The 25,293-nt window shown below is 60.7% G+C and carries 23 protein-coding genes; 15 read left to right on the top strand and 8 right to left on the bottom strand.

Going from position 1 to position 25,293, the window contains the following annotated elements; genetic code table 11:
* Window positions 1-25: 25 nt before the first annotated feature.
* From NRB16_RS20045 to NRB16_RS20020, 6 genes are all read right to left on the bottom strand, one after another.
* Complete coding sequence (locus NRB16_RS20045; RefSeq protein WP_257106774.1) at window positions 26-907, bottom strand: dihydrodipicolinate synthase family protein; 882 nt, start codon at window positions 905-907, stop codon at window positions 26-28.
* A gap of 41 nt (window positions 908-948) precedes the next feature.
* Window positions 949-1,614 carry an amino acid ABC transporter permease gene (locus NRB16_RS20040; protein WP_257106773.1) on the bottom strand — a complete coding sequence of 222 codons (666 nt, stop codon included), beginning with the start codon at window positions 1,612-1,614 and terminating at the stop codon, window positions 949-951.
* A gap of 10 nt (window positions 1,615-1,624) precedes the next feature.
* Window positions 1,625-2,296, bottom strand: coding sequence for an amino acid ABC transporter permease (locus tag NRB16_RS20035; protein ID WP_045487006.1), 672 nt, complete (start codon window positions 2,294-2,296; stop codon window positions 1,625-1,627).
* Between the two features lie 11 nt (window positions 2,297-2,307).
* A complete protein-coding gene (locus NRB16_RS20030) occupies window positions 2,308-3,132 on the bottom strand; it encodes an amino acid ABC transporter ATP-binding protein (protein WP_306456491.1) in 825 nt (274 codons plus the stop codon).
* A 52-nt stretch (window positions 3,133-3,184) separates the two neighbouring features.
* The gene (locus NRB16_RS20025) at window positions 3,185-4,027 is read right to left on the bottom strand and encodes an ABC transporter substrate-binding protein (RefSeq protein ID WP_257106772.1); all 843 of its coding nucleotides are present in this window, start codon (window positions 4,025-4,027) and stop codon (window positions 3,185-3,187) included.
* A 219-nt stretch (window positions 4,028-4,246) separates the two neighbouring features.
* Window positions 4,247-5,158 (bottom strand): LysR family transcriptional regulator, encoded by a 912-nt coding sequence (locus NRB16_RS20020; RefSeq protein ID WP_045487000.1) that lies wholly within the window; start codon window positions 5,156-5,158, stop codon window positions 4,247-4,249.
* Between the two features lie 125 nt (window positions 5,159-5,283).
* On the opposite strand from NRB16_RS20020, the gene NRB16_RS20015 reads away from it, so the two are divergent.
* From NRB16_RS20015 to NRB16_RS19945, 15 genes are all read left to right on the top strand, one after another.
* Window positions 5,284-6,630: an aspartate aminotransferase family protein gene (locus NRB16_RS20015; RefSeq protein ID WP_253142603.1), complete on the top strand. Its 1,347-nt coding sequence runs from the start codon at window positions 5,284-5,286 to the stop codon at window positions 6,628-6,630.
* Complete coding sequence (locus NRB16_RS20010; protein ID WP_045486994.1) at window positions 6,631-6,927, top strand: cupin domain-containing protein; 297 nt, start codon at window positions 6,631-6,633, stop codon at window positions 6,925-6,927. It begins immediately after the preceding gene.
* 232 nt (window positions 6,928-7,159) lie between these two features.
* A complete protein-coding gene (locus NRB16_RS20005) occupies window positions 7,160-8,815 on the top strand; it encodes a diguanylate cyclase (RefSeq protein ID WP_045486991.1) in 1,656 nt (551 codons plus the stop codon).
* Between the two features lie 82 nt (window positions 8,816-8,897).
* Window positions 8,898-10,685 carry a protein-disulfide reductase DsbD gene (locus NRB16_RS20000; RefSeq protein WP_253142601.1) on the top strand — a complete coding sequence of 596 codons (1,788 nt, stop codon included), beginning with the start codon at window positions 8,898-8,900 and terminating at the stop codon, window positions 10,683-10,685.
* A gap of 126 nt (window positions 10,686-10,811) precedes the next feature.
* Complete coding sequence (gene aroQ / locus NRB16_RS19995; RefSeq protein WP_045486985.1) at window positions 10,812-11,264, top strand: type II 3-dehydroquinate dehydratase; 453 nt, start codon at window positions 10,812-10,814, stop codon at window positions 11,262-11,264.
* 62 nt (window positions 11,265-11,326) lie between these two features.
* The gene (gene accB, locus NRB16_RS19990; protein ID WP_045486982.1) at window positions 11,327-11,794 is read left to right on the top strand and encodes an acetyl-CoA carboxylase biotin carboxyl carrier protein; all 468 of its coding nucleotides are present in this window, start codon (window positions 11,327-11,329) and stop codon (window positions 11,792-11,794) included.
* A 17-nt stretch (window positions 11,795-11,811) separates the two neighbouring features.
* Entirely contained in the window at window positions 11,812-13,158 is a 1,347-nt protein-coding gene (gene accC, locus NRB16_RS19985) for an acetyl-CoA carboxylase biotin carboxylase subunit (protein ID WP_045486979.1), read from the top strand.
* A 185-nt stretch (window positions 13,159-13,343) separates the two neighbouring features.
* The gene (prmA, locus tag NRB16_RS19980) at window positions 13,344-14,222 is read left to right on the top strand and encodes a 50S ribosomal protein L11 methyltransferase (protein WP_045486976.1); all 879 of its coding nucleotides are present in this window, start codon (window positions 13,344-13,346) and stop codon (window positions 14,220-14,222) included.
* A gap of 24 nt (window positions 14,223-14,246) precedes the next feature.
* On the top strand, window positions 14,247-15,644 hold the full coding sequence (locus tag NRB16_RS19975) for a DUF3426 domain-containing protein (RefSeq protein ID WP_257106771.1): 1,398 nt from the start codon (window positions 14,247-14,249) through the stop codon (window positions 15,642-15,644).
* Window positions 15,645-15,958: 314 nt separating this feature from the next.
* Window positions 15,959-16,972, top strand: coding sequence for a tRNA dihydrouridine synthase DusB (gene dusB, locus NRB16_RS19970; protein WP_045486970.1), 1,014 nt, complete (start codon window positions 15,959-15,961; stop codon window positions 16,970-16,972).
* Entirely contained in the window at window positions 16,969-17,289 is a 321-nt protein-coding gene (gene fis, locus NRB16_RS19965) for a DNA-binding transcriptional regulator Fis (protein WP_045486967.1), read from the top strand. Before dusB ends, fis begins: the two co-directional genes overlap by 4 nt.
* Window positions 17,290-17,367: 78 nt before the next feature.
* Complete coding sequence (gene purH, locus NRB16_RS19960) at window positions 17,368-18,972, top strand: bifunctional phosphoribosylaminoimidazolecarboxamide formyltransferase/IMP cyclohydrolase (RefSeq protein ID WP_045486964.1); 1,605 nt, start codon at window positions 17,368-17,370, stop codon at window positions 18,970-18,972.
* A 184-nt stretch (window positions 18,973-19,156) separates the two neighbouring features.
* Complete coding sequence (gene purD / locus NRB16_RS19955; RefSeq protein ID WP_257106770.1) at window positions 19,157-20,452, top strand: phosphoribosylamine--glycine ligase; 1,296 nt, start codon at window positions 19,157-19,159, stop codon at window positions 20,450-20,452.
* Between the two features lie 96 nt (window positions 20,453-20,548).
* Entirely contained in the window at window positions 20,549-23,341 is a 2,793-nt protein-coding gene (locus tag NRB16_RS19950) for a hybrid sensor histidine kinase/response regulator (RefSeq protein WP_045486958.1), read from the top strand.
* 42 nt (window positions 23,342-23,383) lie between these two features.
* Window positions 23,384-23,983: a MarC family protein gene (locus NRB16_RS19945; RefSeq protein ID WP_253114657.1), complete on the top strand. Its 600-nt coding sequence runs from the start codon at window positions 23,384-23,386 to the stop codon at window positions 23,981-23,983.
* On the opposite strand, the gene NRB16_RS19940 is transcribed toward NRB16_RS19945, so the two are convergent.
* Window positions 23,980-24,615, bottom strand: coding sequence for a hypothetical protein (locus tag NRB16_RS19940; RefSeq protein WP_257106769.1), 636 nt, complete (start codon window positions 24,613-24,615; stop codon window positions 23,980-23,982). The two genes, NRB16_RS19945 and NRB16_RS19940, sit on opposite strands and share 4 nt — an antisense overlap.
* Window positions 24,612-25,277 carry a hypothetical protein gene (locus NRB16_RS19935; RefSeq protein WP_253114653.1) on the bottom strand — a complete coding sequence of 222 codons (666 nt, stop codon included), beginning with the start codon at window positions 25,275-25,277 and terminating at the stop codon, window positions 24,612-24,614. The genes NRB16_RS19940 and NRB16_RS19935 overlap by 4 nt, the downstream gene beginning before the upstream one ends.
* Window positions 25,278-25,293: the final 16 nt, after the last annotated feature.

Here is a 25,293-nt window from a genome sequence, read left to right as displayed (position 1 = left end):
CGTGGTGGCCGATACGGCGAATGAATCAACGCTGTAAAGCCTCGTACAGTTTGCGCAGTTCGACTTTCTCGTCGTCAGTCAGCGGCAGCAACGGCGCACGGGCGTTACCGGCCTTGAAGCCTGCCAGTTCAGTACCGTACTTGACCTTCTGCACGAATTTGCTGCTTTCCAGGTTGGCCATCAGCGGGAACAGGCTGCGCATCACGCTCTTCGCGCCCTCCAGGTCGCCCGCGTTGAACTTGTTGTAAAACTCCACGACCTTCTCCGGGAAGATGTTGGCCGGGCCACAAATCCAGCTGGTGGCGCCCCAGATGAAGAAGTCCAGCGCCTGGTCGTCGGAGCCACAAGACAGTTGCAGCTTGCCCTTGTAGTTCTCACCGATTTCGATGGCACGCAGCAGGTTGCCGCTGCTTTCCTTGATCGCGATAACCTGTGGGTGGTCTTTGAGACCGTCCAGCACACTGAAGCCGACTTCAACGTTGGTGCGTACCGGGTAGTTGTAGAGCACCAGATTGATTTGCGGGAACGCATCCAGAATGGTCTGGTAATGACTCAGTAGCTCTTCCTGAGATGGCAGCGCGTAGTACGGTGGCGCGATCAGCAGGTTGGTGTAGCCGGCATCCACAGTCTGCTGCACCTGCTCCAGCACTTCGCGGGTGCTCGAGCCGTTGGCACCGGCGATCAGGGTGGCACGGTTGCCAACCACGGCTTTGAAGGTGGCCAGCACTTCACGGCGTTCGGGGTTGCTCAGCGCGTAGTACTCACCCGTGGAGCCCAGCGGCACAAAGCCGGTGACGCCGGCCTTGAGCTGGTGCTCGATGATCGCGGCCAGGGTGTCGTGGTTGACCTTGCCATCGTCATCGAACGGGGTCACGACGGCGGGCACAATACCTTTGAGTTCAAGCATGGAATTTCTCCCGGTTTGGGTTGGAGTTAGCAGGGGTTGGGTCAGTACGCATAGCGGCGCAACATGCGCGCCTCGACCACACCGACCAGACGGGTCAGCGGGAAAGCCACGAGGAAGTAGATAACCGCCACCGCCGAGAGAAACTCGACCGGCCGGGCGGTGCTGTTGGAAATGTTCTGGCCGACGAACATCAGGTCAGCGACGCCTACCGAAGAGATCAGCGCACTCTCCTTGAACAGGCTGACCACGTTCGACAGCAAGGGCGGTACCGAGCGCAGCAGCGCCTGGGGGAAGATCACGTAGAGCACTTTGACCTTGGAGGTCAGGCCCAGCGCGATGCAGGCATCGTGCTGCTCACCGGCGATGGATTTGAGCGCGCCACGGAAGGTCTCGCAGGTGATCGCCGCCATATATAAGGTCAGGGACGTCAGCACCGAGATATACGGCGGCACGTCAATGCCGAAAATCACCGGCAGGCAGAAGAAGATCCAGAACAGCTGGATCAGCAACGGCGTACCGCGAAAAAACTCGACAAACAGTGTGGTCGGCAACGTCAGCAGACGCGAGCGGCTGCCGCGCAGCAGGCTCAGGGCAAAGCCGAGCAGGCTGCCGATCAGCGCGCAGCTCACAGTGAAGGCCAGGGTCAGCGCCAAGCCTTTGAGCAGCACCTGCCAGTAGGAGAAGACGACGGTAAAATCCAGACTCATGGCGGTCTCCTCAGCGCGCAGCCGCAGTGTCCTGACGACGCTCGATGTATTGCACCAACTGGGCAATCGGCAGCGACAGGGCGAAATAGATCAGGGCGATCAAGGTGTAGGTTTCCAGCGGCCGATAGGCCTCGGTGGCCAGGCTCTTGCCCACGTACATCAGGTCCGAGACCGCAACGATGGCGACCAGGGCGCTCTGCTGCAAAGTGCCGATGCCATTGGTGATCAACACCGGCAAGGCACTGCGCAACGACTGCGGCAGGATCACGTACAGCGTCTGCTGCCAAGGGCGCAGGCCCAGCGCCACACAGGCATCCAGATGTTCACGGGGCACCGCCTGGACACCGGCGCGATAGGCCTCGGCGTTAAATGCAGTGAGGTTCAGACCCAAGGCCAGAAAGCCCATGGCCACCGGATCGATGAACACGTCAAACAGCATCGGCACGCAGTAGAAGAACCAGACGATCTGCAGCAGTGCCGGGGTGCAGCGGAAAAATTCGATGAACAACTGCGCCGGCCAGCGAATGAAAAACCAGCGGCTCATGGCCAGCAGACACAGCACGAAACCCAGCACTACCCCGATGATGTTGGACACCAGCGCCAGTTGCAGAGTGACCTTCAGCCCCTCCCACAGCACACCGAAGTTGCCGTTGAGAAAATGGAAGTCGAATTGATAGTTCATGGTCTGAGCCCTCAGTCCAGATGCAGGACTTTTTCCAGGAATTCCCGGGTCCGGGGTTCTTTGGGCTGAGTGAAGAGCTGCGCCGGCGGCCCTTGCTCGACTACCTTGCCGTTGGCGCAAAACACCACGCGGCTGGCGATATCACGGGCGAAATGCATGTCGTGGGTGACGATGATCATCGCCATCTTCTGGTCAGCCAGTTGCAGCATCACGTTCTGCACTTCGATGACCATTTCCGGGTCCAGCGCCGAAGTCACTTCATCGAACAGCATCAGCCTGGGTTCGAGCATCAAGGCCCGGGCGATCGCCACGCGCTGCTTCTGGCCGCCAGACAACTGGCTCGGATAGGCGTGCAACTTGCTTTCCAGACCCAGTCGGGCCAGCAGCAGGCGGGCCTTTTCGGTGGCCTCGGCTTTCGACAGGCCATGCACTTTCACCGGGGCCAGAATCAGGTTGCCGAGAATCGACAGGTGCGGGAACAGGGTGTAGTGCTGAAACACCATGCCGACCTGAGTCTGCAGGCTGGCATCGGTGGGTTTGCCGTTGCCGCGCCGCACGTTGCCGTCGATATACGGCTTGCCCTGAAAACTGATGGTGCCGGCCTGAATACTTTCCAGCCCCATCATGACCCGCAGCAAAGAGCTCTTGCCGCTACCACTCGGGCCGATGATCACCAGCCGGTCATCGGCACGCATATCAAGGTCCATGTGGTCCATGACCACCAGGCTCTCGCCATAGGACTTGCACACCGCACGCAGTTGAATGAAAGCATCGCTGGCGTTTTCGCGGGCGAGCGGGGACCGTGGCGGCATGGCCGCCAGAGTGGAAGCTGTCATGTGAGTCTCCTGGAGCGCGCAGCCGGGCTGCGCGCTCTGGCGTCGGCAGGATTTACTGAGCGGGTTTTTCGGCGTTGGCCTGTTGCGAAGCCTTGTCGACCAAGGCGTCGATTTCACCGGTGTCACGGCGTTGGGTGAGGTAGATGTTCAGCACTTGCAGGTCGGCCGGAGCGATGTCGCGGCGCACCCCGAAAGAGACCCCCTGCTTGGCCATGGCAGGCTTTGGCAGCACTTCCCTGGTCCAGCCGGGGTTGGCCACGGCGAACAGGCGGTTGGTGTCGCTGGCATCTACCATCACATCAGCCCGTTTGGACATCACTGCCAGGCGGGCTTCATCCATGCCCGGCAAGCGCATGACCTTGCCGTGCTTGACCACCGCAGAGATCGCCTTGTCCTGGGCTGTGCCGGACATGACCGCGAAGGTCACACCTTCTTTGTCATAGTCGGCCACCGTCTGACCGGCACCGCTGAACTTGGGGTTGTCCTTGTTGACCAGCAATGAGATCTGATAGTCGGTGGCCGGTACCGAAAAACCCACTGCCAGGGCGCGTTCCGGCGTCTGGTTCAGGGCCATGGCCAAGTCCCATTTGCCGCCCTGCAGGCCAGCGACCAGGTTGTCCCAATTGGTGTCGACGAACTCGACCTTGACCTTCAGCACCTTCTCGCCGAAGTCACGGCACAGGTCGACGAAATAACCGCTGTATTCCCCGGAGCGCGCATCGCGCATCACATAAGGCGCTGCCACGGCAGCCCCGCAGCGCAGCACACCGGCTTTCTGGATGTCTTTCCAGATCTGGGTCTCGGCCGCCTGGGCAGGGACCTGGGACAGCAAGGCTCCGATGGCAGTCGCACCGATCAGAGCATTGCGGATAACGCGAGAAAATAACCGAGCCATTTGAATCTCTCCGTAACATTGTTGTTTTAGGCAGAAGAGTTAGCCGATCAGCGCTGCATATTTAATTGTATTTCTAACTGTGCTCAGCGCTGCATACAGATTAGGACCACATAAAAGTTCGTGTCAACAGCTGACGTGATTTTTTACGCCCACACGAAAACACCCGAGCCGGCACATGGCCGGCTCGGGTCAGAGGTCGCTAAATGAGAAATGCGCCGCTCAGTGCGAGTGCTGCAACGCTTCGAGAAAGTGGTCCAGCACCAGGTTCTGGCGGCGCCCCTTGCGGGTGGCAATCGCCAGCCGGGTCTCGAAGAACAATCGCTCCGGGCACAGTGCTGCCATTAGCCCCTTCTCGACCCACACTGCCGCGTAATGGTCAGGCAAATAGCCAATGTAGCTACCGGTCAGGATCAGAAACGCGATGCCTTCGCGGTCACTGGCCGAAGCCACGCAGTTGAGCAACTGATGCAGGCCGATGGCCTCGGCGGTCATCCGGTAGCTGGGCACCACGGCATCGAAATCCTGCAGTTCTTCATTGCTCACCAAGGCGGCGCGGGCGAACAACGGATGGTCATGGCTGCAATACAGGTTGGAACGTTCTTCGTAGAGCCAGGTGTAATCGAGCCCCGACAAGGGGGCGATCAGCGGGATGGCGCCGACATGCAGACGGCCGTCGAGCAGGCCGCGTTCGATCTCGCCCGGGGTGCTCATGCTCAGATTGATGCGCACCCCGGCGCCCTCACTGCGCACGGCCTTGAGTGCCCTGGTGATACGCATCTTCGGCTGGGTGACCAGATTGTTGACGATACCGATGTTCAGGTCACCGCGCAGTTGCCGGTGCATCAGGTTCACTTCACTGCGAAAGCCTTCGATGGCCGCCAGCAGCGTGTCGCTGGCGCGCAGTACCTCACGGCCCTCATCGGTCAGGGCAAAACCGGCCCGGCCGCGCTGGCAAAGCCGCATGCCCAGGCGCTTTTCCAGATCACTCATGTGCAAGCTGATCGCCGAGCGGCTGATGCCCAATGCCCCTTCGGCTGCGGAAAAACTGCCGCACTCGACTACGGTTTTGAAAAGCCGCAGCAGGCGCAGGTCGAAATCACTCACCTGGCTGAGCGGCGGTTTACGCGCCATGGGATTCACGCCTCATAGGTGAGCCATTCAATAACTTAACTTTAGAAGATATAGATTTAACTCACCCATTGCGCAGGCACAAGCTGTCGTCATCCATAACCCCTCATAACAACAGGGTTCACCTCATGAATCAGGCTCTGCAGCAAACCCCTTCGCTGGCCAGTCAGCTCAAGCTGGACGCCCACTGGATGCCGTTTTCGGCCAACCGCAACTTCAAGCGCGACCCGCGCCTGATTGTCGGGGCAGAAGGTAGCTGGCTGATTGATGACCAGGGCCGGCGCATCTATGACGGCCTGTCAGGTTTGTGGACCTGCGGCGCGGGTCACTCGCGCAAGGAAATCCAGGAAGCGGTAGCCAAACAGTTGGGCACCCTGGATTACTCACCGGCCTTCCAGTACGGCCACCCGCTGTCATTCAAGCTGGCAGAGAAAATCACCAGTCTGACCCCGGCCGGCCTGGATCATGTGTTCTTCACCGGCTCCGGCTCCGAGAGCGCCGACACCTCGGTGAAACTGGCGCGTGCCTACTGGCGCCTGAAAGGCCAGGCACAGAAAACCAAACTGATCGGCCGCGCCCGCGGCTATCACGGCGTGAACATCGCCGGCACCTCACTGGGCGGGATAGGCGGCAACCGCAAGATGTTCGGCCAGTTCATGGACGTCGATCACCTGCCGCACACCTTGCAGCCGCATCTGGCCTTTACCAAAGGCGCGGCTGAAACCGGCGGTGTCGAGCTGGCCAATGAACTGCTGAAACTGATCGAACTGCATGACGCCTCGAACATCGCGGCGGTCATCGTCGAGCCGATGTCCGGCTCGGCCGGTGTTATCGTGCCGCCGGTGGGCTACCTCAAGCGTCTGCGCGAGATCTGTGACCAGCACAATATCCTGCTGATCTTTGACGAAGTGATCACGGCCTTTGGCCGCATGGGTAAATGGACCGGCGCCGAGTACTTCGGTGTCACCCCGGACATCATGAACATCGCCAAGCAGGTGACCAACGGTGCCATCCCGATGGGCGCAGTCGTCGCCAGCAGCGAGATCTACAACACTTTCATGAGCCAGAACCTGCCCGAGCACGCGGTCGAATTCTCCCACGGCTACACTTACTCGGCGCACCCGGTGGCCTGCGCGGCCGGTATCGCTTCGCTGGAGCTGCTGGAAAAGGAAAACCTGGTGCAGCAATCCGCCGAACTGGCACCGCACTTCGAGAACGCCATCCATGGCCTTAAAGGCGCGCAACATGTGATCGACATCCGCAACTGCGGGCTGGCGGGCGCCCTGCAACTGGCCCCCCGCGACGGCGACCCGATCGTACGTCCGTTCGAAGCGGGCATGGCGCTGTGGAAAGCCGGCTTTTATGTACGCTTTGGCGGCGATACCCTGCAGTTCGGCCCGACCTTCAACGCCCAGCCGCAGGATCTGGACCGGATGTTCGATGCCGTTGGTCAGGCTTTACAGGGCATCAAGTAAGTGAGCCTGCGTCCACAGGCCGTGCCGAAGGTACAGGTCGATAACGAGCAGGTGACCATCACCGAGTGGCGCTTCGCGCCGGGTGCCGAGACTGGCTTGCATCGCCATGGTTATGACTATGTGGTGGTGCCGCTGACCAGCGGCACCTTGCTGCTGGAAACCCCAGAGGGCGATAAATACGCGCCCTTGGGAGCTGGGCAGAGCTACTTTCGCAAAGCCGGTGTTGAACACAATGTGATCAACGCCAGTGACCATGAAGTGGTATTCGTCGAGACCGAACTCAAACCGCAGCGTTAATAGCCAGCTGGCAGCCAGCGCTGCCAGATTGATCAAAGCTTCAGGCGCGAAGACGTTCTGCGCCTGAAGCTGACGCCCCTTCCGACGAACGGTCGTCAGCGGTAAATAAATCGTCATAAAAAAGTGTGCGCCTTTTTGACGGTTTGGTGACCTGCGGCACACCACGGCAAAGATGACGGTGCTAGCATAGCGCCATCAACCCTCCTTTAGCCGCCTCTCCAGCAGCCCGCCAATGACCGAAGCATCTGATCCCAGTCGCGAGCGTCTCAAGCTTTATTTTGCCCAGCGGGTCGTGCTTCAGGTGCGGCAGATCCTTGAGATTTGGCAACGCCTGCATAAAGGCGAGTGGACGCCGACTGATCTGGATGAGCTCAAGGAAGCGGCGCGGGATCTGTTACGCAGTGCGGAACGCTTCGGGCAGACCGAACATTTGCGTCTGGCGCAGCAGCTTGGTGATCTGGTCGCCAGCCTGCAAGCCAACCAGGGCCGGCTTAACAGCGAGTTGATCAGTGAAATCAGCCTGCTGATGCAGCAACTTTCGCAAACCGGCCTGCGTCATGGAGACCGGCTGCAGCAGACCACCCTGCCACCTCTGCGCACGCCTGTTTATATTGCCTTGCGTCACCGCGAAGACAGTGAACAACTGGCCCGGCAACTGGAGTTCTTCGGGTGCGCAGCGCTGGCGCTGGATAACGTGGCCAGCCTGCACACGGCACTGCAACAGCGCCAGCCGGCGGCCATTATCATGGATGTTGATTTTTCCTCCCCCGGCGCAGGCCTGAAGCTGGCGACAGACTTGCAGCACACTCTGCCCGTCAGAGCGCCGCTGCTGTTTTTCAGTCGTGACGAAGCTGATACCCCCACCCGCCTGGCGGCGGTGCGCGCCGGTGGCGATGAGTTCCTGACCGGTTCACTGGACGCCTCGATTCTGCTGGAAAAGATCGAAACCCTGACCCGCGCCGATGGCTATGAGCCGTACAAGGTGTTGATCATCGACGATTCGCGCTCGCAGGCCCTCTACACCGAGCAGGCACTCAATAGCGCAGGCATCGTCACCCGGATCTTGCTGGACCCGATCCAGGCCATGAGCGAGCTGGCGCAATTTCAGCCAGACCTGATCATCCTCGATATGTACATGCCAGGCTGCACGGGGCGGGAGCTGGCCAAGGTCATTCGTCACAATGATCGTTATGTCGGCGTACCGATCATCTACCTGTCGGCCGAGGACGATCTGGATAAACAGCTTGATGCGCTGAGCGAAGCAGGCGATGACTTCCTGACCAAACCGATCAAGCCCAGGCATCTGGTGACCACGGTGCGCAACCGCGTCAACCGGGCCCGGCACCTGAAGGCACGCATGATCCGCGACAGCCTGACCGGGCTGTTTAACCACACGCATATCCTCCAGTGCCTTGAAGACTGCTGCTTTCAGGCCCGCCGCGACAATAAGCCGCTGTGCTTCGCGATGCTGGATATCGACCACTTCAAAAGGGTCAATGACAGCCACGGCCACCCCATGGGCGACCGGGTGATCAAAAGCCTGGCGCTGTTTCTCAAGCAACGGCTGCGCAAGACTGATCTGATCGGCCGTTATGGTGGCGAAGAGTTCGCCATCGTCATGCCCGACACCGACCTCTACAACGCCCATAAGGTGCTGGACAGGATCCGTCAGGGCTTTGCCGAAGTGCATTACCCCGCCCAACCACTGGACCTGGCCTGTACCTTTAGCGCCGGAGTGGTCAGCCTGCATCCGCAAGACGATAGCCAGACCCTGGCCGCTTTGGCCGACAGTGCGCTGTACCGCGCCAAGAAGTCCGGGCGCAATCAGGTCCAGTCAGCCTTGAATACAGCAAACCACGCACTTGAATGGCCGGCCATCGAGGCCTGAAACCCGCTCTTACAAACCGCTCTCCAGCACAATCCGGCGCGCTTGGTTATCATGCGCACCTTTGCCGCGATTTGAGGTTGCCATGCGCCGCCTGCTACTGATCATGCTGTTGCTGCTCACCCTTCCCGTCCAGGCTCAGGCTTCCGGCCTACTGGACAGCCGCCCCTCGGCAACGCTGGGCAGCTCGACCCTGGATAACAGCAAGCAATTTCTGCCGGTCCGCCAGGCTTTCCAGTTGAGCCTGATCGAAGCCACACCGCAGGCGGTCAAGCTGCGCCTGGTGGCGGCTGACGGCTATTACCTGTATCGCCATCGCTTCCAGTTCCGCAGCGAGCCGGCCGATGCCGGCCTGGGCGAAGCGCGCCTGCCCGCCGGTGAACAGAAGCATGACGAGTACTTCGGCGACGTGGAGGTCTATCACGGCATCGTCGATATCGAGTTGCCGCGCAACCCCGATGAGCAGCGCCCGTTCACCCTGGCCGTCACTTATCAGGGCTGCGCCGACCACGGCCTGTGCTACCCACCGGAAACCGAACGGCTGGACATCGGCAATGTGGCTGGTGCAACGGCCAGTGCCACAGGTAGCGCAGCGGTACAGCCCTGGAGCTGGAAAGAACTGGCGCTGTTTCTGCTGGCCGGCATCGGCCTGACCTTTACCCCGTGCGTACTGCCGATGCTGCCGATTCTGTCTGGCGTGGTGATGCGCGGTCAGGTCGGCGGGTTGCGGGGCTTGAGCCTGTCGCTGGCCTATGTGCTGCCCATGGCGGCCTGTTTTGCGCTGCTGGGCGCACTGATGGGCGTGTTCGGCGCCAGCCTCAACCTGCAGGCCCGCCTGCAATCGGCCTGGGTGCTGGTGCCGTTCGCGCTGTTTTTCGTGGTGTTCGCGCTGGCCATGTTCGGCGCCTTTCAACTGCGTCTACCGGATGCGCTCAGTTCAAGGCTCGATCGCATCGCCGGCAAAACCCAGGGCGGGTCGTTGTGGGGTGCGGCGGTACTGGGCGTGTTGTCCAGCCTGCTGGTGTCGCCTTGCGTGTCCGCGCCGCTGGCCGGTGCGTTGCTCTATATAAGCGCCAGCGGCGATGCCATCGGTGGCGCCCTGAAGCTGTTCGCGCTGGGGCTGGGCATGGGCTTGCCACTGATTGTGGTCGGCACCGGCGGTGCCACCTGGCTGCCGAAAAGCGGCCCGTGGCTTGAAACGGTAAAGAACGCCATTGGCGTATTGCTGCTGGGCCTGGCCATCGGCCTGCTCAGCCGGGTATTGCCCGGCGAGATCACCCTGCTGCTGATCGGCCTGCTGGCGGCCGGCGTTGCGCTGTTTATGGGCACCCTCAATTTCAGCGAAAAAACCACCCGCCAGACCCTTGCGCAACTACTCGGTCTGTTTTTACTGGTCTACGCTCTGGCGTGCTGGTACGGCGCACTCAAGGGCGAAACCGATCCGTTGCGTCCACTGGGCAGGCCCCAGGCGGTAGCCATGGGTGTCGCCAGCGTGACCGGCGAAAGCCAGTGGCAGACCATCCGCACCACCGGCGAGCTGGAGGCGGCGCTGGAAGCGGCGCGCAATGCCGGGCAGCCACTGGTCCTGGACTGGTACGCCGACTGGTGCATCAGTTGCAAGGTCATCGAGCATGAAGTGCTGCCCGACCCGCAAGTGGTTGCCCGTCTGTCGGCTTTTAGCCGGGTGCGTTTCGACATGACCGAGAGCAACGCCGAGCAACGCGCGCTGCTCGACCGCTACAAGCTATTTGGTCCGCCAGCGCTGCTATTTTTCGATAAAAGCGGCGAAGAGCTGAAAAATGTGCGAGTTGTCGGCGAAATCGATGCCAACGGTCTGATCGAGCGGTTAAACGGGGCAAATGACCAGATCTAAGATCCGGGTCACAAATTTTGCGCGATTATCGCTTATCGTGTTGACTACTGTTGTTAACTGGACAGATCTTGACCCTTGCGGCATAGTCGCGGCACAAAAACGCTCGTGAATAAAAAGGAATCGACGATGGCGACCCTGCTGGTCCTGCATGGCCCGAACCTGAATCTGCTCGGCACCCGTGAACCCGGTGTGTATGGCACCACCACCCTGGCGCAGATCAACCAGGACCTGGAGCAGCGCGCCCGCGATGCCGGCCATCACCTGATGTACCTGCAAAGCAACGCCGAGTATGAATTGATCGATCGCATTCACGCTGCCCGCGATGAGGGAGTGGACTTCATCGTCATCAATCCGGCAGCGTTCACGCACACTAGCGTGGCAATACGTGACGCGATCATGGGAGTGAGCATCCCATTCATCGAAGTGCATTTATCGAACGTGCATAAACGCGAACCTTTCCGTCATCACTCCTACTTCTCCGATGTTGCGGTAGGAGTGATCTGCGGCCTGGGCGCCAGCGGATACCGCATGGCCCTGGAAGCCGCCCTGGAACATTTGGCCAAGAACGCCAAGCCTTGACCGGCACGGCCTGAACCGGCTGCCGAATTGCACCCTACAGACCCTTTGGGAGTTGATGATTAATGGATATCCGTAAAGTCAAGAAACTGATCGAACTGCTGGAAGAGTCCGGTATCGACGAACTGGAAATCCGTGAAGGCGAAGAATCCGTACGGATCAGCCGTCACAGCAAGACTCCAGCCCAGCCGTACTACGCGCCAGCTCCGGTTGCCGCCCCGGTCGCCGCTGCACCGGCCCCGGCCGCCGCACCTGCCGCACCTGCCGCCGACGCTGCACCTGCTGCGCCCAAGCTCAACGGTAACGCCGTCAAGTCGCCAATGGTCGGCACTTTCTACCGCACGCCTTCGCCGACCTCGCCTGCATTCGTTGAAGTGGGTCAGACCGTCAAGAAAGGCGACACCCTGTGCATCGTCGAAGCGATGAAAATGATGAACCACATCGAAGCCGAAACCAGCGGCGTGATCGAGTCCATCCTGGTAGAGAACGGCCAGCCGGTTGAGTTCGACCAGCCGCTGTTCACCATCGTTTGAACCAGGGAGACCCTGCGATGCTGGAAAAAGTCCTGATCGCCAACCGCGGCGAAATCGCCTTGCGCATCTTGCGTGCCTGTAAGGAACTGGGCATCAAGACCGTCGCTGTGCACTCCACGGCCGACCGTGAGCTGATGCACCTGGGCCTGGCGGACGAAACTGTCTGTATCGGTCCGGCCATCGCTACCCAGTCGTACCTGAACATTCCGGCGATCATCTCGGCGGCGGAAGTGACCGGCGCCACGGCGATCCACCCTGGCTACGGTTTCCTGGCAGAAAACGCCGACTTCGCCGAGCAGGTCGAAAAATCCGGTTTTGCCTTCATCGGCCCGAAAGCCGACACCATTCGCCTGATGGGCGACAAGGTTTCGGCCAAGGACGCGATGATCAAGAGCGGCGTACCGACCGTACCCGGCTCTGACGGCCCGCTGCCTGAAGACGAAGAGACCGCACTGGCCATCGCCCGCGAGGTTGGCTACCCGGTGATCATCAAGGCCGCCGGTGGCGGTGGTGGTCGCGGCATGCGTGTGGTGCACAAGGAAGAGGACCTGATTTCCTCGGCCAAGCTGACCCGTACCGAAGCCGGTGCCGCGTTCGGCAACCCGATGGTGTACCTCGAGAAGTTCCTGACCAACCCGCGTCACGTGGAAGTTCAGGTACTGTCCGATGGCCAGGGCAACGCAATCCATCTGGGTGACCGCGACTGCTCGCTGCAACGCCGCCACCAGAAAGTACTCGAAGAAGCGCCGGCACCGGGCATCGACGAGCAGGCTCGCCAGGAAGTTTTCGATCGCTGCGTACGTGCATGTATCGAAATCGGCTACCGCGGGGCGGGCACGTTCGAATTCCTGTACGAGAACGGTCGGTTCTACTTCATCGAGATGAACACCCGCGTACAGGTCGAACACCCGGTTTCGGAAATGGTCACCGGTATCGACATCGTCAAGGAGATGCTCAGCATCGCCGCCGGCAACAAACTCTCGTACACCCAGGATGACGTCGTCATCAACGGTCACGCACTGGAGTGCCGGATCAACGCTGAAGACGCCCGCACGTTCATCCCGAGCCCGGGCCTGGTCAAGCACTTCCATGCGCCAGGCGGCAACGGTGTGCGTGTCGACTCGCACCTGTACAGCGGCTACAAGGTCCCGGCCAACTACGACTCACTGATCGGCAAGCTGATCACCTGGGGCGCCACCCGCGACGAGGCCATGGCCCGTATGCGCAACGCGCTGGACGAGATCGTGGTCGATGGCATCAAGACCAACATCCCGCTGCACCGTGATCTGACCCGTGATGCAGGCTTCTGCAAAGGCGGCGTCAACATCCACTATCTGGAACACAAGCTGGCCAGCGAGAAGTAATTCTCTGTACAGCGTGATGCGACAGATCTACAGACCCCGCCTCGGCGGGGTCTGTGCGTTTTCAGCCAGCGATCGGATAGCACTGCGACATCCGGACAGTTTGCCGAGCAAACCCTTCACAAGCTTTTGACGCAGACCTGAAGTAAACTGCGCGGCTTTCCTGTCATTTTCATAGGTACACCGCCATGCCATGGCTGCAAGTCCGCCTCGCCATCAGCCCGGAACAAGCCGAGACCTACGAGAACGCCCTGCTTGAAGTCGGCGCGGTCTCGGTCACGTTCATGGACGCGGAAGACCAGCCGATCTTCGAGCCTGAACTCAACACCACGCCGCTGTGGACCCACACCCACCTGCTGGCGCTGTTCGAGGCCGACACCGATGCCGATATCGCGTTGGCCCACCTGCGCCTGCTGACCGATGCCGAGCTGCCCGAACACAGCGCCGAAGTGATCGAGGATCAGGACTGGGAACGCAGCTGGATGGATGACTTCAAACCCATGCAGTTTGGCCAGCGCCTGTGGATCGTGCCGAGCTGGCATGCCGCACCGCAACCGGACGCCGTAAACCTGCTGCTCGATCCGGGCCTGGCCTTCGGCACCGGCACCCACCCGACTACCGGCCTGTGCCTGGAATGGCTTGACGGCCAGGACCTGAACGGCTGCACGGTACTGGATTTTGGCTGCGGCTCGGGCATTCTGGCCATCGCCGCCCTGCTGCTGGGCGCAGAGCTGGCGGTCGGTACTGACATCGACGTTCAGGCCCTGGAGGCTTCGCGCGACAACGCCGGACGCAACGGCATTGCTGCCGAACGCCTGCCGCTGTACCTGCCCGAGGCTTTGCCGGCCGAGCCTGCCGATGTGCTGGTCGCCAATATCCTGGCCGGCCCGCTGGTGTCTCTGGCGCCGCAACTGGCCAGCCTGGTCAAGCCGGGCGGTCGCCTGGCGCTGTCAGGTATCCTGGCCGAACAGGGCGAAGAAGTGGCGGCAGCCTATGCCGACACCTTCGACCTTGACCCGATCGCCGACCGTGATGGCTGGGTACGCATCACCGGCCGTCGCCGCTGATCGCTGCCTGAGCCGGAGCGCCGCATGACCGACAGTTTCGTCACCCAGTGTCCGCACTGCCAGACCAGCTTCAAAGTCAACCATGCGCAGCTGAGCGTAGCGCGCGGCGTGGTGCGTTGCGGGTCATGCCTGCAGGTATTCAACGCCGCCAAACAATTGCTGGAGCAGAGCCATCAGCAGCGCACCGCGCTCGCCCCTCTGCCCGCCCTCGCAGAGCCGGCAGCGCTGCCGGAGCCTGAGGCCGCCACTGAACCGGCACCGCAAGCGCCGCTTGAGCCGGCGCCCTTGGCCGCAGAGCCGCCCGCTGCCGTGCCAGTGGTTGCCGAACCTGTACCGCCGGCCATCAACGCCGCACCCGGCGAAGACTACTGGCATGTCAGCGAACTGGACCTGGACAGCCTGGACCTGGACGAAGAGCTGGCACGCCTGGAGCAACGTGAGATCCAGCTGGCCGAGTCGGTTGCCACTGTCGATGCACGCGCCCCGCAAGCAAACCTCAGCGCACGACGCGACGCAGCACCAGGCGAAGCCGGCGAGTGGATCGCCAGCCTGGCCAATGACGATGTCGAGCAATTGCCCGAAGTACATGCCGAAGTCATCCGCGCCAGGGAGCCAGAACCTGAGCCGGATGAACCGGACCAACCCATCGTTGAACCCGCTGCCGCCAACGAAACCCGTACCGAGCCCTCGCTGTCACTGAACAGCATCGCGGACGAAGACAAGGGACCGGATTTCACTGCACTGGAGCTGCGCAAGCAGCCGCCGGGGCACAGCGCCCGCCTTTCGGCGCTCGACGACGAAGACGAGCCGGCACCGGACGATGACGATCATGATCATGATCATGATCCGCGTGGCCGCAGCGAACCTGCCCTGCGTGACAAACCACTGGTGGACCTGACCGACGACCCGCTGCAGCTCGACTGGCAGCGTCCCAAGCCGCGCTGGGGCCGGCGTCTGTTATGGATAACCCTGATTACCCTGGCGCTCAGTGGCCTGGCCGGGCAGTACATCTGGTATCACTTCGATCATCTGGCCCGCCAGGATCAGTATCGCCCCTGGTTCCAGCAGTTGTGCCCGCAACTGGGCTGCAAGGTGCCATCGAAGGTCGACATCAACCAGCTCAAGAGCAGCAACCTGGTGGTACGCAGCCACCCGGAGTTTCAGGGCGCGCTGGTGGTCGATGCGATCATTTATAACCGTGCATCCTTTTCCCAACCCTTTCCGCTGCTGGAGCTGCGCTTTGCCGATACCAGCGGTCAGTTGATCGCCAGTCGTCGCTTCAAACCCGGCGAATATCTGTCAGGCGAAATGGCCGGCAAGGAAGAGATGCCACCCCAGACGCCGATCCACATTGCACTGGACATCCTCGATCCAGGCGCCAAAGCCGTGAACTACAGTCTCAATTTTCGCTCCCCGGAATAGCCTCTGCGGCCAGTACGGCGGTCCGGGGCAATCGGACGCCGCCCTGGAGTAACGGACAGTTGCCTGCATGATCGCTGCTGTTCGTTGGTAAAACCTGAAAAACCGAACGATTAGTGATAAGCATCGAGCTGTTCAGATTTTATCCAATTCAGCCTTTATCCAGTCATCGAGAGCGGGTATCATGCCAACCCTTTTTCAAACTCCCGGTTCGGTCTGGCCGCTGTGCAAGCAGTTGGACGGGCGAACCGTTGCAGACCGTGTGCAACGGTAATCATGCGGCCTGTGGATGATTCGGCCCCTTTATAGGTAACGCTATGTCGGTGGTACGCATCGGCCCATATACATTGCAGAACGGCTTGATTCTCGCTCCGATGGCGGGCGTCACCGACCAGCCTTTCCGTCAGTTGTGTCGCCAGATGGGCGCCGGGCTGGTGGTTTCGGAAATGGTCACCAGTGACATGAGCCTGTGGAACAGCCGCAAATCGCGCCTGCGCATGATCCACGAAGGTGATCCCGAGCCGCGCTCGGTGCAGATCGCCGGTGGTGATCCGCAGATGCTGGCCAGTGCGGCCCGTGCCAATGTCGAACTGGGCGCCCAGATCATCGACATCAACATGGGTTGTCCGGCCAAGAAGGTATGTAACAAGGCAGCAGGTTCAGCGCTGCTCAAAGACGAACAGCTGGTGACCGAGATCCTGCACGCCGTGGTGGCCGCAGTCGATGTGCCGGTCACCCTGAAGATCCGCACCGGCTGGGACCGTGACAACAAGAACGGCCTGACTGTCGCGAAGATTGCCGAGCAGGCAGGTATCCAGGCCCTGGCAGTTCACGGGCGGACCCGTGCGGACCTCTACACCGGCGAAGCCGAGTACGACACCATCGCCGCGATCAAGCAGGCGGTGTCGATCCCGGTGTTTGCCAACGGCGACATAGATTCACCCGAAAAGGCCCGGTATGTGCTGCAAGCGACCGGCGCCGATGGTTTGTTGATTGGCCGGGCCGCTCAAGGGCGCCCGTGGATTTTCCGCGAGATAGAGCATTACCTGCGCACCGGTATGATCCTGCCCGCCCCTTCGCTGGTTGAAGTGGAGCAGATCCTGCTGGAGCACCTGACCGCCCTGCACGCGTTTTACGGCGATGTAATGGGCGTGCGCATCGCGCGCAAGCATGTCGGCTGGTATCTCGCAACCTTGCCGGGCGCCAGGGAGTTTCGCGCCCACTTCAATCGTTTGGACGATACGCAACAACAATGCGCCAACATCCGGGAGTTCTTCAGCCAAGGCTGTCAGGGCCCGGATAACGAAAATGAAGAAGAGGTGGCCGCATGACGATGATGACCGAGACTTTAGTGAGTGGAACAACACCCGTGAGCGACAATGTCAATTTGAAACAGCACCTGAACACGCCGAGCGAAGAGGGCCAGACCCTGCGCGGCAGTGTCGAGAAGGCGCTGCACAATTATTTCGCCCACCTCGAAGGCGCCAACGTCACTGACGTGTACAACCTGGTGTTGTCCGAAGTCGAGGCACCATTGCTCGAAAGCGTCATGAATTACGTCAAGGGTAACCAGACCAAAGCCTCTGAAGTTCTGGGCCTCAATCGCGGCACCTTGCGCAAGAAACTCAAGCAGTACGACTTGCTGTAAGCATTGCAGACCAACCAAGGCGACCCACCCACCGGTCGCCTTTTTTGCTGATTACCTTTAGCTTTGATGGAAATCGAGATGACCGACCAGACCACCCGCCTGCCGATCCGCCGCGCTTTGATCAGCGTTTCCGACAAAACCGGAATCCTCGAATTCGCCCGCGAGCTCGAAGCCCTGGGCGTGGAGATCCTGTCCACTGGCGGAACCTTCAAACTGCTGCGCGACAACGGCGTTGCGGCGGTTGAAGTGGCCGACTACACCGGCTTCCCGGAAATGATGGACGGCCGGGTCAAGACCCTGCATCCGAAGATCCACGGCGGCATCCTCGGTCGTCGCGGCACCGACGACGGCATCATGGGCGAACACGGCATCAAGCCGATCGACCTGGTGGCGGTTAACCTCTACCCGTTCGAAGCCACCGTTGCCAAACCAGGCTGTGACCTGCCGACCGCCATCGAGAACATCGACATCGGCGGCCCGACCATGGTCCGCTCCGCAGCCAAGAACCACAAAGACGTGGCCATCGTGGTCAACGCCAGCGATTACGCCAGCGTTCTGGAAAACCTCAAGTCCGGCGGTCTGACCTACGCTCAGCGCTTTGACCTGATGCTCAAGGCGTTCGAACACACGGCCGCCTACGACGGGATGATCGCCAACTATCTGGGCGGCATCGACCAGAGCGCCGAAACCCTGAGCACCGAAGGCCGTGGCCAGTTCCCGCGCACCTTCAACACCCAGTTCATCAAGGCCCAGGAAATGCGCTACGGCGAGAACCCGCACCAGAGCGCGGCGTTCTACGTTGAAGCAAAACCTGCCGAAGTCGGTATCGCCACCGCCACCCAGCTGCAGGGTAAGGAGCTGTCGTTCAACAACGTGGCCGACACTGACGCTGCGCTTGAGTGCGTCAAGAGCTTCGTCAAGCCAGCCTGCGTCATCGTCAAGCATGCCAACCCGTGCGGCGTGGCCGTCAGCCCTGACGACGAAGGCGGCATCCGTAAAGCCTACGACCTGGCCTACGCCACGGATACCGAATCGGCATTTGGCGGCATCATCGCCTTCAACCGCGAGCTGGACGCTGAAACGGCAAAAGCCATCGTCGAGCGTCAGTTCGTCGAAGTCATCATCGCCCCGAGCGTCAGCGCCGAAGCTCAGGCCGTGGTCGCCGCCAAAGCCAACGTGCGCCTGCTGACCTGCGGCCAGTGGGGCGAGCGTCAAGCCGGCTGGGATTACAAGCGCGTCAATGGCGGCCTGCTGGTACAGAGCCGCGACATCGGCATGATTACTCAGGCCGACCTCAAAGTCGTGACCCAGCGCGCGCCAAGCGAGCAGGAAGTGCATGACCTGATCTTCGCCTGGAAAGTGGCCAAGTTCGTCAAGTCCAACGCCATCGTCTACGCCAAGAACCGCCAGACTATCGGTGTCGGCGCCGGCCAGATGAGCCGCGTCAACTCCGCGCGCATCGCCGCCATCAAGGCCGAACACGCCGGCCTGCAGGTCGCCGGTGCAGTCATGGCCTCGGACGCCTTCTTCCCGTTCCGCGACGGTATCGACAACGCCGCCAAGGCCGGCATCACCGCGGTGATCCAGCCAGGTGGTTCGATGCGCGACGCGGAAGTGATTGCTGCCGCGGATGAGGCCGGAATCGCGATGGTGTTCACCGGCATGCGCCACTTCCGTCACTGAGTTATAAAAACGGCCGCACTGGCGCAGGCGTCTGCTGCGTTGGACGGGGCTGCCCCGATGCTCATTGCCATAAGGCAACTGCGCTCGGTCCAGCCCCATCCGCCTTGCATCCACCTACGCCATTGCGACCTCGTAATGCATGATCGCGTTACACCCCAGAATTTGCGTCATCGAGGTTTTTGAAATGAATGTTTTGATCATTGGTAGCGGTGGCCGTGAACACGCCCTGGCCTGGAAAGTCGCTCAGGATCCTCGCGTAGAGAAGGTTTTCGTGGCACCGGGCAACGCCGGCACTGCCACAGAAGCCAAGTGCGAGAACGTCGCCATCGACGTGCTGGCTCTGGAACAACTGGCCGACTTCGCCGAGAAGAATGTCAGCCTGACCATCGTCGGCCCTGAAGTACCACTGGTAGCCGGTGTCGTGGACCTGTTCCGCAGCCGTGGCCTGGACTGCTTCGGCCCGACCGCAGGCGCAGCCCAGCTCGAAGGCTCCAAAGCGTTCACCAAGGACTTCCTGGCCCGCCACAAGATCCCGACTGCGGACTATCAGAACTTCACCGAGATCGAGCCGGCCCTGGCCTACCTGCAGGAAAAAGGCGCACCGATTGTGATCAAGGCCGATGGCCTGGCTGCCGGCAAGGGCGTGATCGTTGCCATGACCCTGGCAGAAGCCGAAGCAGCCGTGCGCGACATGCTGGCTGGCAATGCGTTTGGCGATGCCGGCTCGCGGGTCGTGATCGAGGAGTTCCTCGATGGCGAAGAAGCCAGCTTCATCGTCATGGTTGACGGCAAGAATGTGCTGCCCATGGCCACCAGCCAGGACCACAAGCGTGTTGGCGACGGCGACAGCGGCCCGAATACCGGCGGCATGGGCGCTTACTCCCCCGCACCGGTGGTCACCGCCGACGTTCACCAGCGGGTCATGGACCAGGTCATCTGGCCGACCGTCCGCGGTATGGCTGAAGAAGGCAACGTCTACACCGGTTTCCTCTATGCTGGTTTGATGATCGACAAGGCCGGTAACCCGAAGGTCATCGAGTTCAACTGCCGCTTTGGCGACCCCGAAACCCAGCCGGTCATGCTGCGCCTGCAATCGAGCCTGGTCTTGCTGATCGAGGCCGCTTTAGCGCAAGCTCTGGACAAGATCGAAGCGCAGTGGGATCCGCGCCCGAGCCTTGGCATCGTCCTGGCCGCCGGCGGCTACCCGGGCGATTACGCCAAAGGCGCCGCAATCGAGGGTCTGGACGCAGCAGCCAGCCTGCCAGGCAAAGTGTTCCACGCCGGTACCGCGCTCAAGGATGGCCGTATCGTGACCAGTGGTGGTCGTGTGCTGTGTTCCACAGCGCTGGGAGAAAGTGTCAGCAGCGCTCAGCAAAACGCCTATGCTCTGGCAGCGAAGATTGATTGGCAAGGTTGTTTCTATCGCAAGGACATTGGCTATCGTGCCATTGCCCGTGAGCGTGGTGAAGGCCAGCAATAAGGCCACCAGGCCGGCCCCTGACCGGGCCGGCCGGTTGTACTGGTCGCAGCAATACCGCGCATGTATTCAGGCATTCACACAGGGAAGGATTACGTCGTGCGCTGGCTCAGGATCGCCATAGCTTCAACCGCAAGCCTGCTGACCCTGTTTTTCATGCTGTCGGCCCATGCCGCTGCAACTACAGGCTGGTCGACTTTACTCGATGAAAAGGGCCACCTTTCAATTGCCGAGGTGCGCGCGGCGCATCAGCAGAACCAGTTCAGCCCACGCGAGCTCGACAGTATCACCGCCGCCAAACGTGACGGTGCCGTCTGGTTGCATTACCGTCTGACACCCGAGCCCCACGAACAACTGCTGCGCATCTTTGCGCCTGATCTGGCCAGTGCCGATCTATACGTATTCCAGGGCGACAGGCAGATCGATCTGCTGCGCACCGGCAATCTGATTGCCAAACAGAACCAGCGCCTGCCCGCCAATGACTTTCTGTTGCCGGTACCACAAGCCCAGACCCCTCTGGACCTGTACCTGCGCATGGTCTCCAGCCAGCAGATGCGCCCCAATATCACTCTGCAGCCCGCCATCGAAAGCGCCGCCGACGAGCGCGAGCCGTTCCTGTTCGGCCTGGTGTTCGGTTTGCTGGCCATGTTGATCCTGCAGAATCTGGCCCGCTACAGCCACACCCGTTCCCGTACCAACTTGTGGCTGGCCGCCTGCGAAACCTTGCTGGCGCTCAGTGCGCTATTGCTATTGAACCTGCTAGACCTGTTCGATGACTGGCACCTGCCACAGACCCCCGGCGCTCACGTGGCGTTGCTGCTGGCGGCCGTCACCGGGTTGATGTACACCTACTGCTTTTTTGCCCATCGCAAGTCCAGAGCTGTTGATCGCCTGCTGCTGATCGACGGCAGCTTGATGGTCATCGGCACCCTGTTGGTGTTACTGGTCGACGACCTGTCAATCAACCTGGTGACCTTCGTGCTGGTGGCCCTGACCACGGTGAGCATCCTCGGCATTTCAGTGCTGCACTGGATCAAGGGTTATCGGCCTGCACGCCTGTTCATGTTCTCGATGATCATCTTCAACCTCGGTTACATGGTGGTCCTGCCCGGACTGTTGTGGCTGAGCCTGATACCACCGCAGTGGCTGATTCTCACCCTCCTTGCGGTGTTCTGCGTCAGCGGCCTGCTGATGAACACTGCCCTTGGAGAACGTCAGCGCAACATCGTCGAGAGCAAGTTCAGCATCAGCCGCGACGAGGCGGCCAGCACCGCCGAGATCAACGCCAAAGCCGAATTCCTGGCCAAGATCAGCCACGAGATTCGCACCCCCATGAATGGCGTGCTGGGCATGACCGAGCTGCTGCTTGGCACACCGCTCTCGGTCAAGCAGCGCGACTATGTGCAGACCATTCACAGCGCCGGCAATGAGCTGCTGACGCTGATCAACGAGATCCTCGACATCACCAAGCTGGAGTCCGGGCAGATCGAACTGGACGACGTACAGTTCGACATCAGTGCCTTGATCGAAGATTGCCTGAACATCTTTCGGGCAAAGGCAGAACAACAGAATGTCGAGTTGATCAGCCTGGTCCAGTCCCAGGTGCCAAGAGTGATCAGCGGTGACCCGACGCGCCTTCGCCAGACCTTGCTGAGCCTGCTGGAAAACGCCCTGAAGAAAACCGAGGGCGGCGAAATTCTGCTGGTCGCGGCACTCGACAATCGGGGCGGCAAGCCGCGCCTGCGCATTGCCGTGCAGGATACCGGCGAGCCGTTGTCGGGCGAAGAACGCGATGCCCTGTTGCACACTGAACTGCACAGCAAAAACTTCCTGGCCTCCAGCAAACTGGGCGGCCATCTGGGGCTGGTCATCGCCCGCCAACTGATCATCCTGATGGATGGCGAATTCGGCATCCAGAACAGCACCGGTCAAGGCAATACCCTGTGGCTGTGCCTGCCGTTGCCGGCGCACCTGCTTGAGCAGCCGACCCTGGACCTGGACGGGCCGCTCAAAGACGCCCGGGTACTGGTGGTCGATGACAACGACACCTGCCGTAAAGTGCTGGTGCAACAGTGCTCGGCATGGGGCCTTAACGTCAGTGCCGTGGCGTCCGGCAAGGAAGCCCTGGCCATGCTGCGCACCAAGGCGCACCTGCGTGACTACTTTGACGTGGTCCTGCTCGACCAGAACATGCCCGGCATGACCGGCATGCAGTTGGCGACCAAGATCAAGGAAGACCCGAGCCTCAACCACGACATTCTGCTGATCATGCTCACCGGCATCAGCAACGCGCCGAGCAAAATCATTGCCCGTAATGCCGGGATCAAACGCATATTGGCCAAACCGGTGGCCGGTTATACCCTCAAGACCACCCTCGCCGATGAGTTGACCCAGCGCAGCAAGGGAACCGCGTATGTCGCACCGTCAGCACTGCCGTTGGCGGCCGCGCCCATCGACGTACCGGGTGACTTCCGCATTCTGGTGGCCGAGGACAACAACATCTCCACCAAGGTCATCCGCGGCATGCTGGGCAAGCTCAACCTCAAGCCCGACACTGCCAGCAACGGCGAAGAAGCCTTGCGCGCCATGAAAGCCCAGCGCTACGACCTGGTGCTGATGGACTGCGAAATGCCGGTGCTTGATGGTTTCTCGGCGACCGAGCAACTGCGCGCCTGGGAAATGGGCAACCAGCGGGTGCGCACGCCCATCGTGGCCCTTACCGCACACATTCTCACCGAACACAAGGATCGCGCCCGCCAGGCTGGCATGGACGGCCATATGGCCAAACCCGTGGAGCTTTCGCAATTGCGCGAGCTGGTCGAGTACTGGCTGGCACAGCGCGATCGCACCCGTGCCAAGACGACTGAAGAGAAGGTCTACCAGCAGAACTGACCCTGATAGACTGAGCACATTCTCCCTGCCTGAGCGCCCGCCATGCTTCATGTGCTGTCCAGCGTTTACCTGAAAATGTTAGTGCTCTACAGCCCATTTTTCGTCCTGTCCTGCTTCATCAGCCTGACCCGTGGCCACTCGCGCAAAGAGCAGAAGCGCCTGGCCTGGAAAGTCGCGTTGGGCACGTTGGTATCGAGCGTGCTGTTGTACCTGTTCGGGCGGGTGATCTTCGACGTGTTCGGAATTACCGTTGACGCTTTCCGGATCGGTGCCGGTACTGTGCTGTTTATCTCGGCGCTGAGCATGGCCCAGGGTAAATCAGCGGTACAGACCGATAACATCCAGCAGGATGTGAGCATCGTACCGCTGACCATCCCCATCACCGTTGGCCCCGGCACCATCGGCGCCCTGCTGGTCATGGGGGTCAGCCAGCCGCACTGGAACGACAAAATCAGCGCGCTGCTGAGCATTACCCTGGCCAGCTTCACCGTGGGGCTGGTGCTGTTCATGGCCAACCGCATCGAACGCTTGCTGGGCGACCAGGGCTTGCAGATCGTCAGCCGCTTGATGGGGCTGTTCGTCTGCGCGCTGGCTGCACAGATCATTTTTACCGGGATACGTGGTTATCTTGTCCCGGCTTAGAGTTCAAGCCGGGTAATGAATGCATTGCTCTTGCCCCTCAGGTAGCTGCGCACCTCTTCGCGGCGCGGAGCAAACAACTGCGCGTTGAAGTGGTAAGCGTTACCCTTGAAATGCAAGATCAGACGTTTACCGCCCGCAGCATAGTCGTCAATGTTCAGACGCAAGCTACACAGCAAGGTCATCAGCCCTGCGCTGTCAGTCTGCACGCACGGCATCACCTGAAAACTGCCCAGCCGCACCGCTGCCAGGTGCTCACTGCGAAAAAAACCACTGGCAAGCTGCTGGACCCCAAGCCTGCTGAATGCATCGCGGACCTGCGCTGCCAGATGTTCTCTAACCTGCGGGTTGGCAATCCTGAAACTTGCACGGTCCAAATCGTCGGCGCTACCAATGACCAGAGAGTCGCCAGTCACCAGCCCACGGGGCTGAAATCCCTTACGCTCCAGATGCTGCCGGTAAGCGTGAATCCAGCTGTGCCACTGGCTCTGAAAGTCATACCGATGGCCAGCACGTTGCTGGGCATACAGCAGGGCGTCCTGGATGTCCTCCCGATGTGACTGTGCCACACCGGGAAAGAACGCGAGCAGGCTGTCTATGTCACCCAGACGGCAGACAAAGTCAGGCGCACTCATGCTTTACTGCCCTGGCTCAGCACCGGCAAGACAAGCCCGACACGGCGGTCCTCAAGCTTGCGAAAAAGCGCTTCACGACGTTCCCGGTATAAAGCCCCGCTGGACAACAACAGCCGATGAAAGCTGAATCGGATATTGCCCTTTACCTGAGCCGGGCTCCAGGGTCCGAACAGGCTGTCGCGACTCAGCGGACTACGGCACTCAAAGTACAACTGCAACAGGGTCAAGCTTTTATCCCTGTCCAGCAGCCCTACTTGCATCGCCAGGGCGGTTGCACCGGGGCCCAGCACCTGGTTGGCAAATACCGTGAAGGCGGCCTGCTGCAATGAGCACTGTTGCAATGCCTTCTCGCCACCCTCAACGAGCGCCTCGCTGACAAAGGCCGGGCGTAACGCCTTGGCCCAGTCCCAGAAAGTGGCAGACTCCTGGCAGGGGGCCGGCTCTACGAAATTAAGACTGCCCTGATAATCCCATCCCAGGTAAATCGCAGCCTCCAGCCAAGCCTTTTTCCAACGCTCATGATCAGTCAGCCTGGAATGTTTTTTCGAAGCAAACAGTTGCGTATACAGCGCAGCGTCAATGACATCCGTGTCAGACCGATGATTGCCGAAAAACAACAGGCATCCCGCACTGACCATCAAACTGTGGTTTTGCAGTTCCATGAGCCGCCCCCTGCCA

It is taken from the genome of Pseudomonas sp. LJDD11 (assembly GCF_024584215.1).
Taxonomy (GTDB): domain Bacteria; phylum Pseudomonadota; class Gammaproteobacteria; order Pseudomonadales; family Pseudomonadaceae; genus Aquipseudomonas.
This window is presented reverse-complemented; position numbering and strand designations above follow the sequence as displayed.

Bases quoted from the DNA above. Each gene is read 5' to 3' on its own strand.
- NRB16_RS20025 (WP_257106772.1), bottom strand. From the start codon at position 4,027: ATGGCTCGGTTATTTTCTCGCGTTATCCGCAATGCTCTGATCGGTGCG.
- dusB (WP_045486970.1), top strand. From the start codon at position 15,959: ATGTCGGTGGTACGCATCGGCCCATATACATTGCAGAACGGCTTGATT.
- prmA (WP_045486976.1), top strand. From the start codon at position 13,344: ATGCCATGGCTGCAAGTCCGCCTCGCCATCAGCCCGGAACAAGCCGAG.
- NRB16_RS19945 (WP_253114657.1), top strand. From the start codon at position 23,384: ATGCTTCATGTGCTGTCCAGCGTTTACCTGAAAATGTTAGTGCTCTAC.
- NRB16_RS19940 (WP_257106769.1), bottom strand. From the start codon at position 24,615: ATGAGTGCGCCTGACTTTGTCTGCCGTCTGGGTGACATAGACAGCCTG.
- NRB16_RS20045 (WP_257106774.1), bottom strand. From the start codon at position 907: ATGCTTGAACTCAAAGGTATTGTGCCCGCCGTCGTGACCCCGTTCGAT.
- accB (WP_045486982.1), top strand. From the start codon at position 11,327: ATGGATATCCGTAAAGTCAAGAAACTGATCGAACTGCTGGAAGAGTCC.
- NRB16_RS20020 (WP_045487000.1), bottom strand. From the start codon at position 5,158: ATGGCGCGTAAACCGCCGCTCAGCCAGGTGAGTGATTTCGACCTGCGC.
- accC (WP_045486979.1), top strand. From the start codon at position 11,812: ATGCTGGAAAAAGTCCTGATCGCCAACCGCGGCGAAATCGCCTTGCGC.
- NRB16_RS20040 (WP_257106773.1), bottom strand. From the start codon at position 1,614: ATGAGTCTGGATTTTACCGTCGTCTTCTCCTACTGGCAGGTGCTGCTC.
- NRB16_RS20015 (WP_253142603.1), top strand. From the start codon at position 5,284: ATGAATCAGGCTCTGCAGCAAACCCCTTCGCTGGCCAGTCAGCTCAAG.
- NRB16_RS20035 (WP_045487006.1), bottom strand. From the start codon at position 2,296: ATGAACTATCAATTCGACTTCCATTTTCTCAACGGCAACTTCGGTGTG.
- NRB16_RS20000 (WP_253142601.1), top strand. From the start codon at position 8,898: ATGCGCCGCCTGCTACTGATCATGCTGTTGCTGCTCACCCTTCCCGTC.
- NRB16_RS19975 (WP_257106771.1), top strand. From the start codon at position 14,247: ATGACCGACAGTTTCGTCACCCAGTGTCCGCACTGCCAGACCAGCTTC.
- NRB16_RS20005 (WP_045486991.1), top strand. From the start codon at position 7,160: ATGACCGAAGCATCTGATCCCAGTCGCGAGCGTCTCAAGCTTTATTTT.
- NRB16_RS19935 (WP_253114653.1), bottom strand. From the start codon at position 25,277: ATGGAACTGCAAAACCACAGTTTGATGGTCAGTGCGGGATGCCTGTTG.
- aroQ (WP_045486985.1), top strand. From the start codon at position 10,812: ATGGCGACCCTGCTGGTCCTGCATGGCCCGAACCTGAATCTGCTCGGC.
- purH (WP_045486964.1), top strand. From the start codon at position 17,368: ATGACCGACCAGACCACCCGCCTGCCGATCCGCCGCGCTTTGATCAGC.
- fis (WP_045486967.1), top strand. From the start codon at position 16,969: ATGACGATGATGACCGAGACTTTAGTGAGTGGAACAACACCCGTGAGC.
- purD (WP_257106770.1), top strand. From the start codon at position 19,157: ATGAATGTTTTGATCATTGGTAGCGGTGGCCGTGAACACGCCCTGGCC.
- NRB16_RS20030 (WP_306456491.1), bottom strand. From the start codon at position 3,132: ATGACAGCTTCCACTCTGGCGGCCATGCCGCCACGGTCCCCGCTCGCC.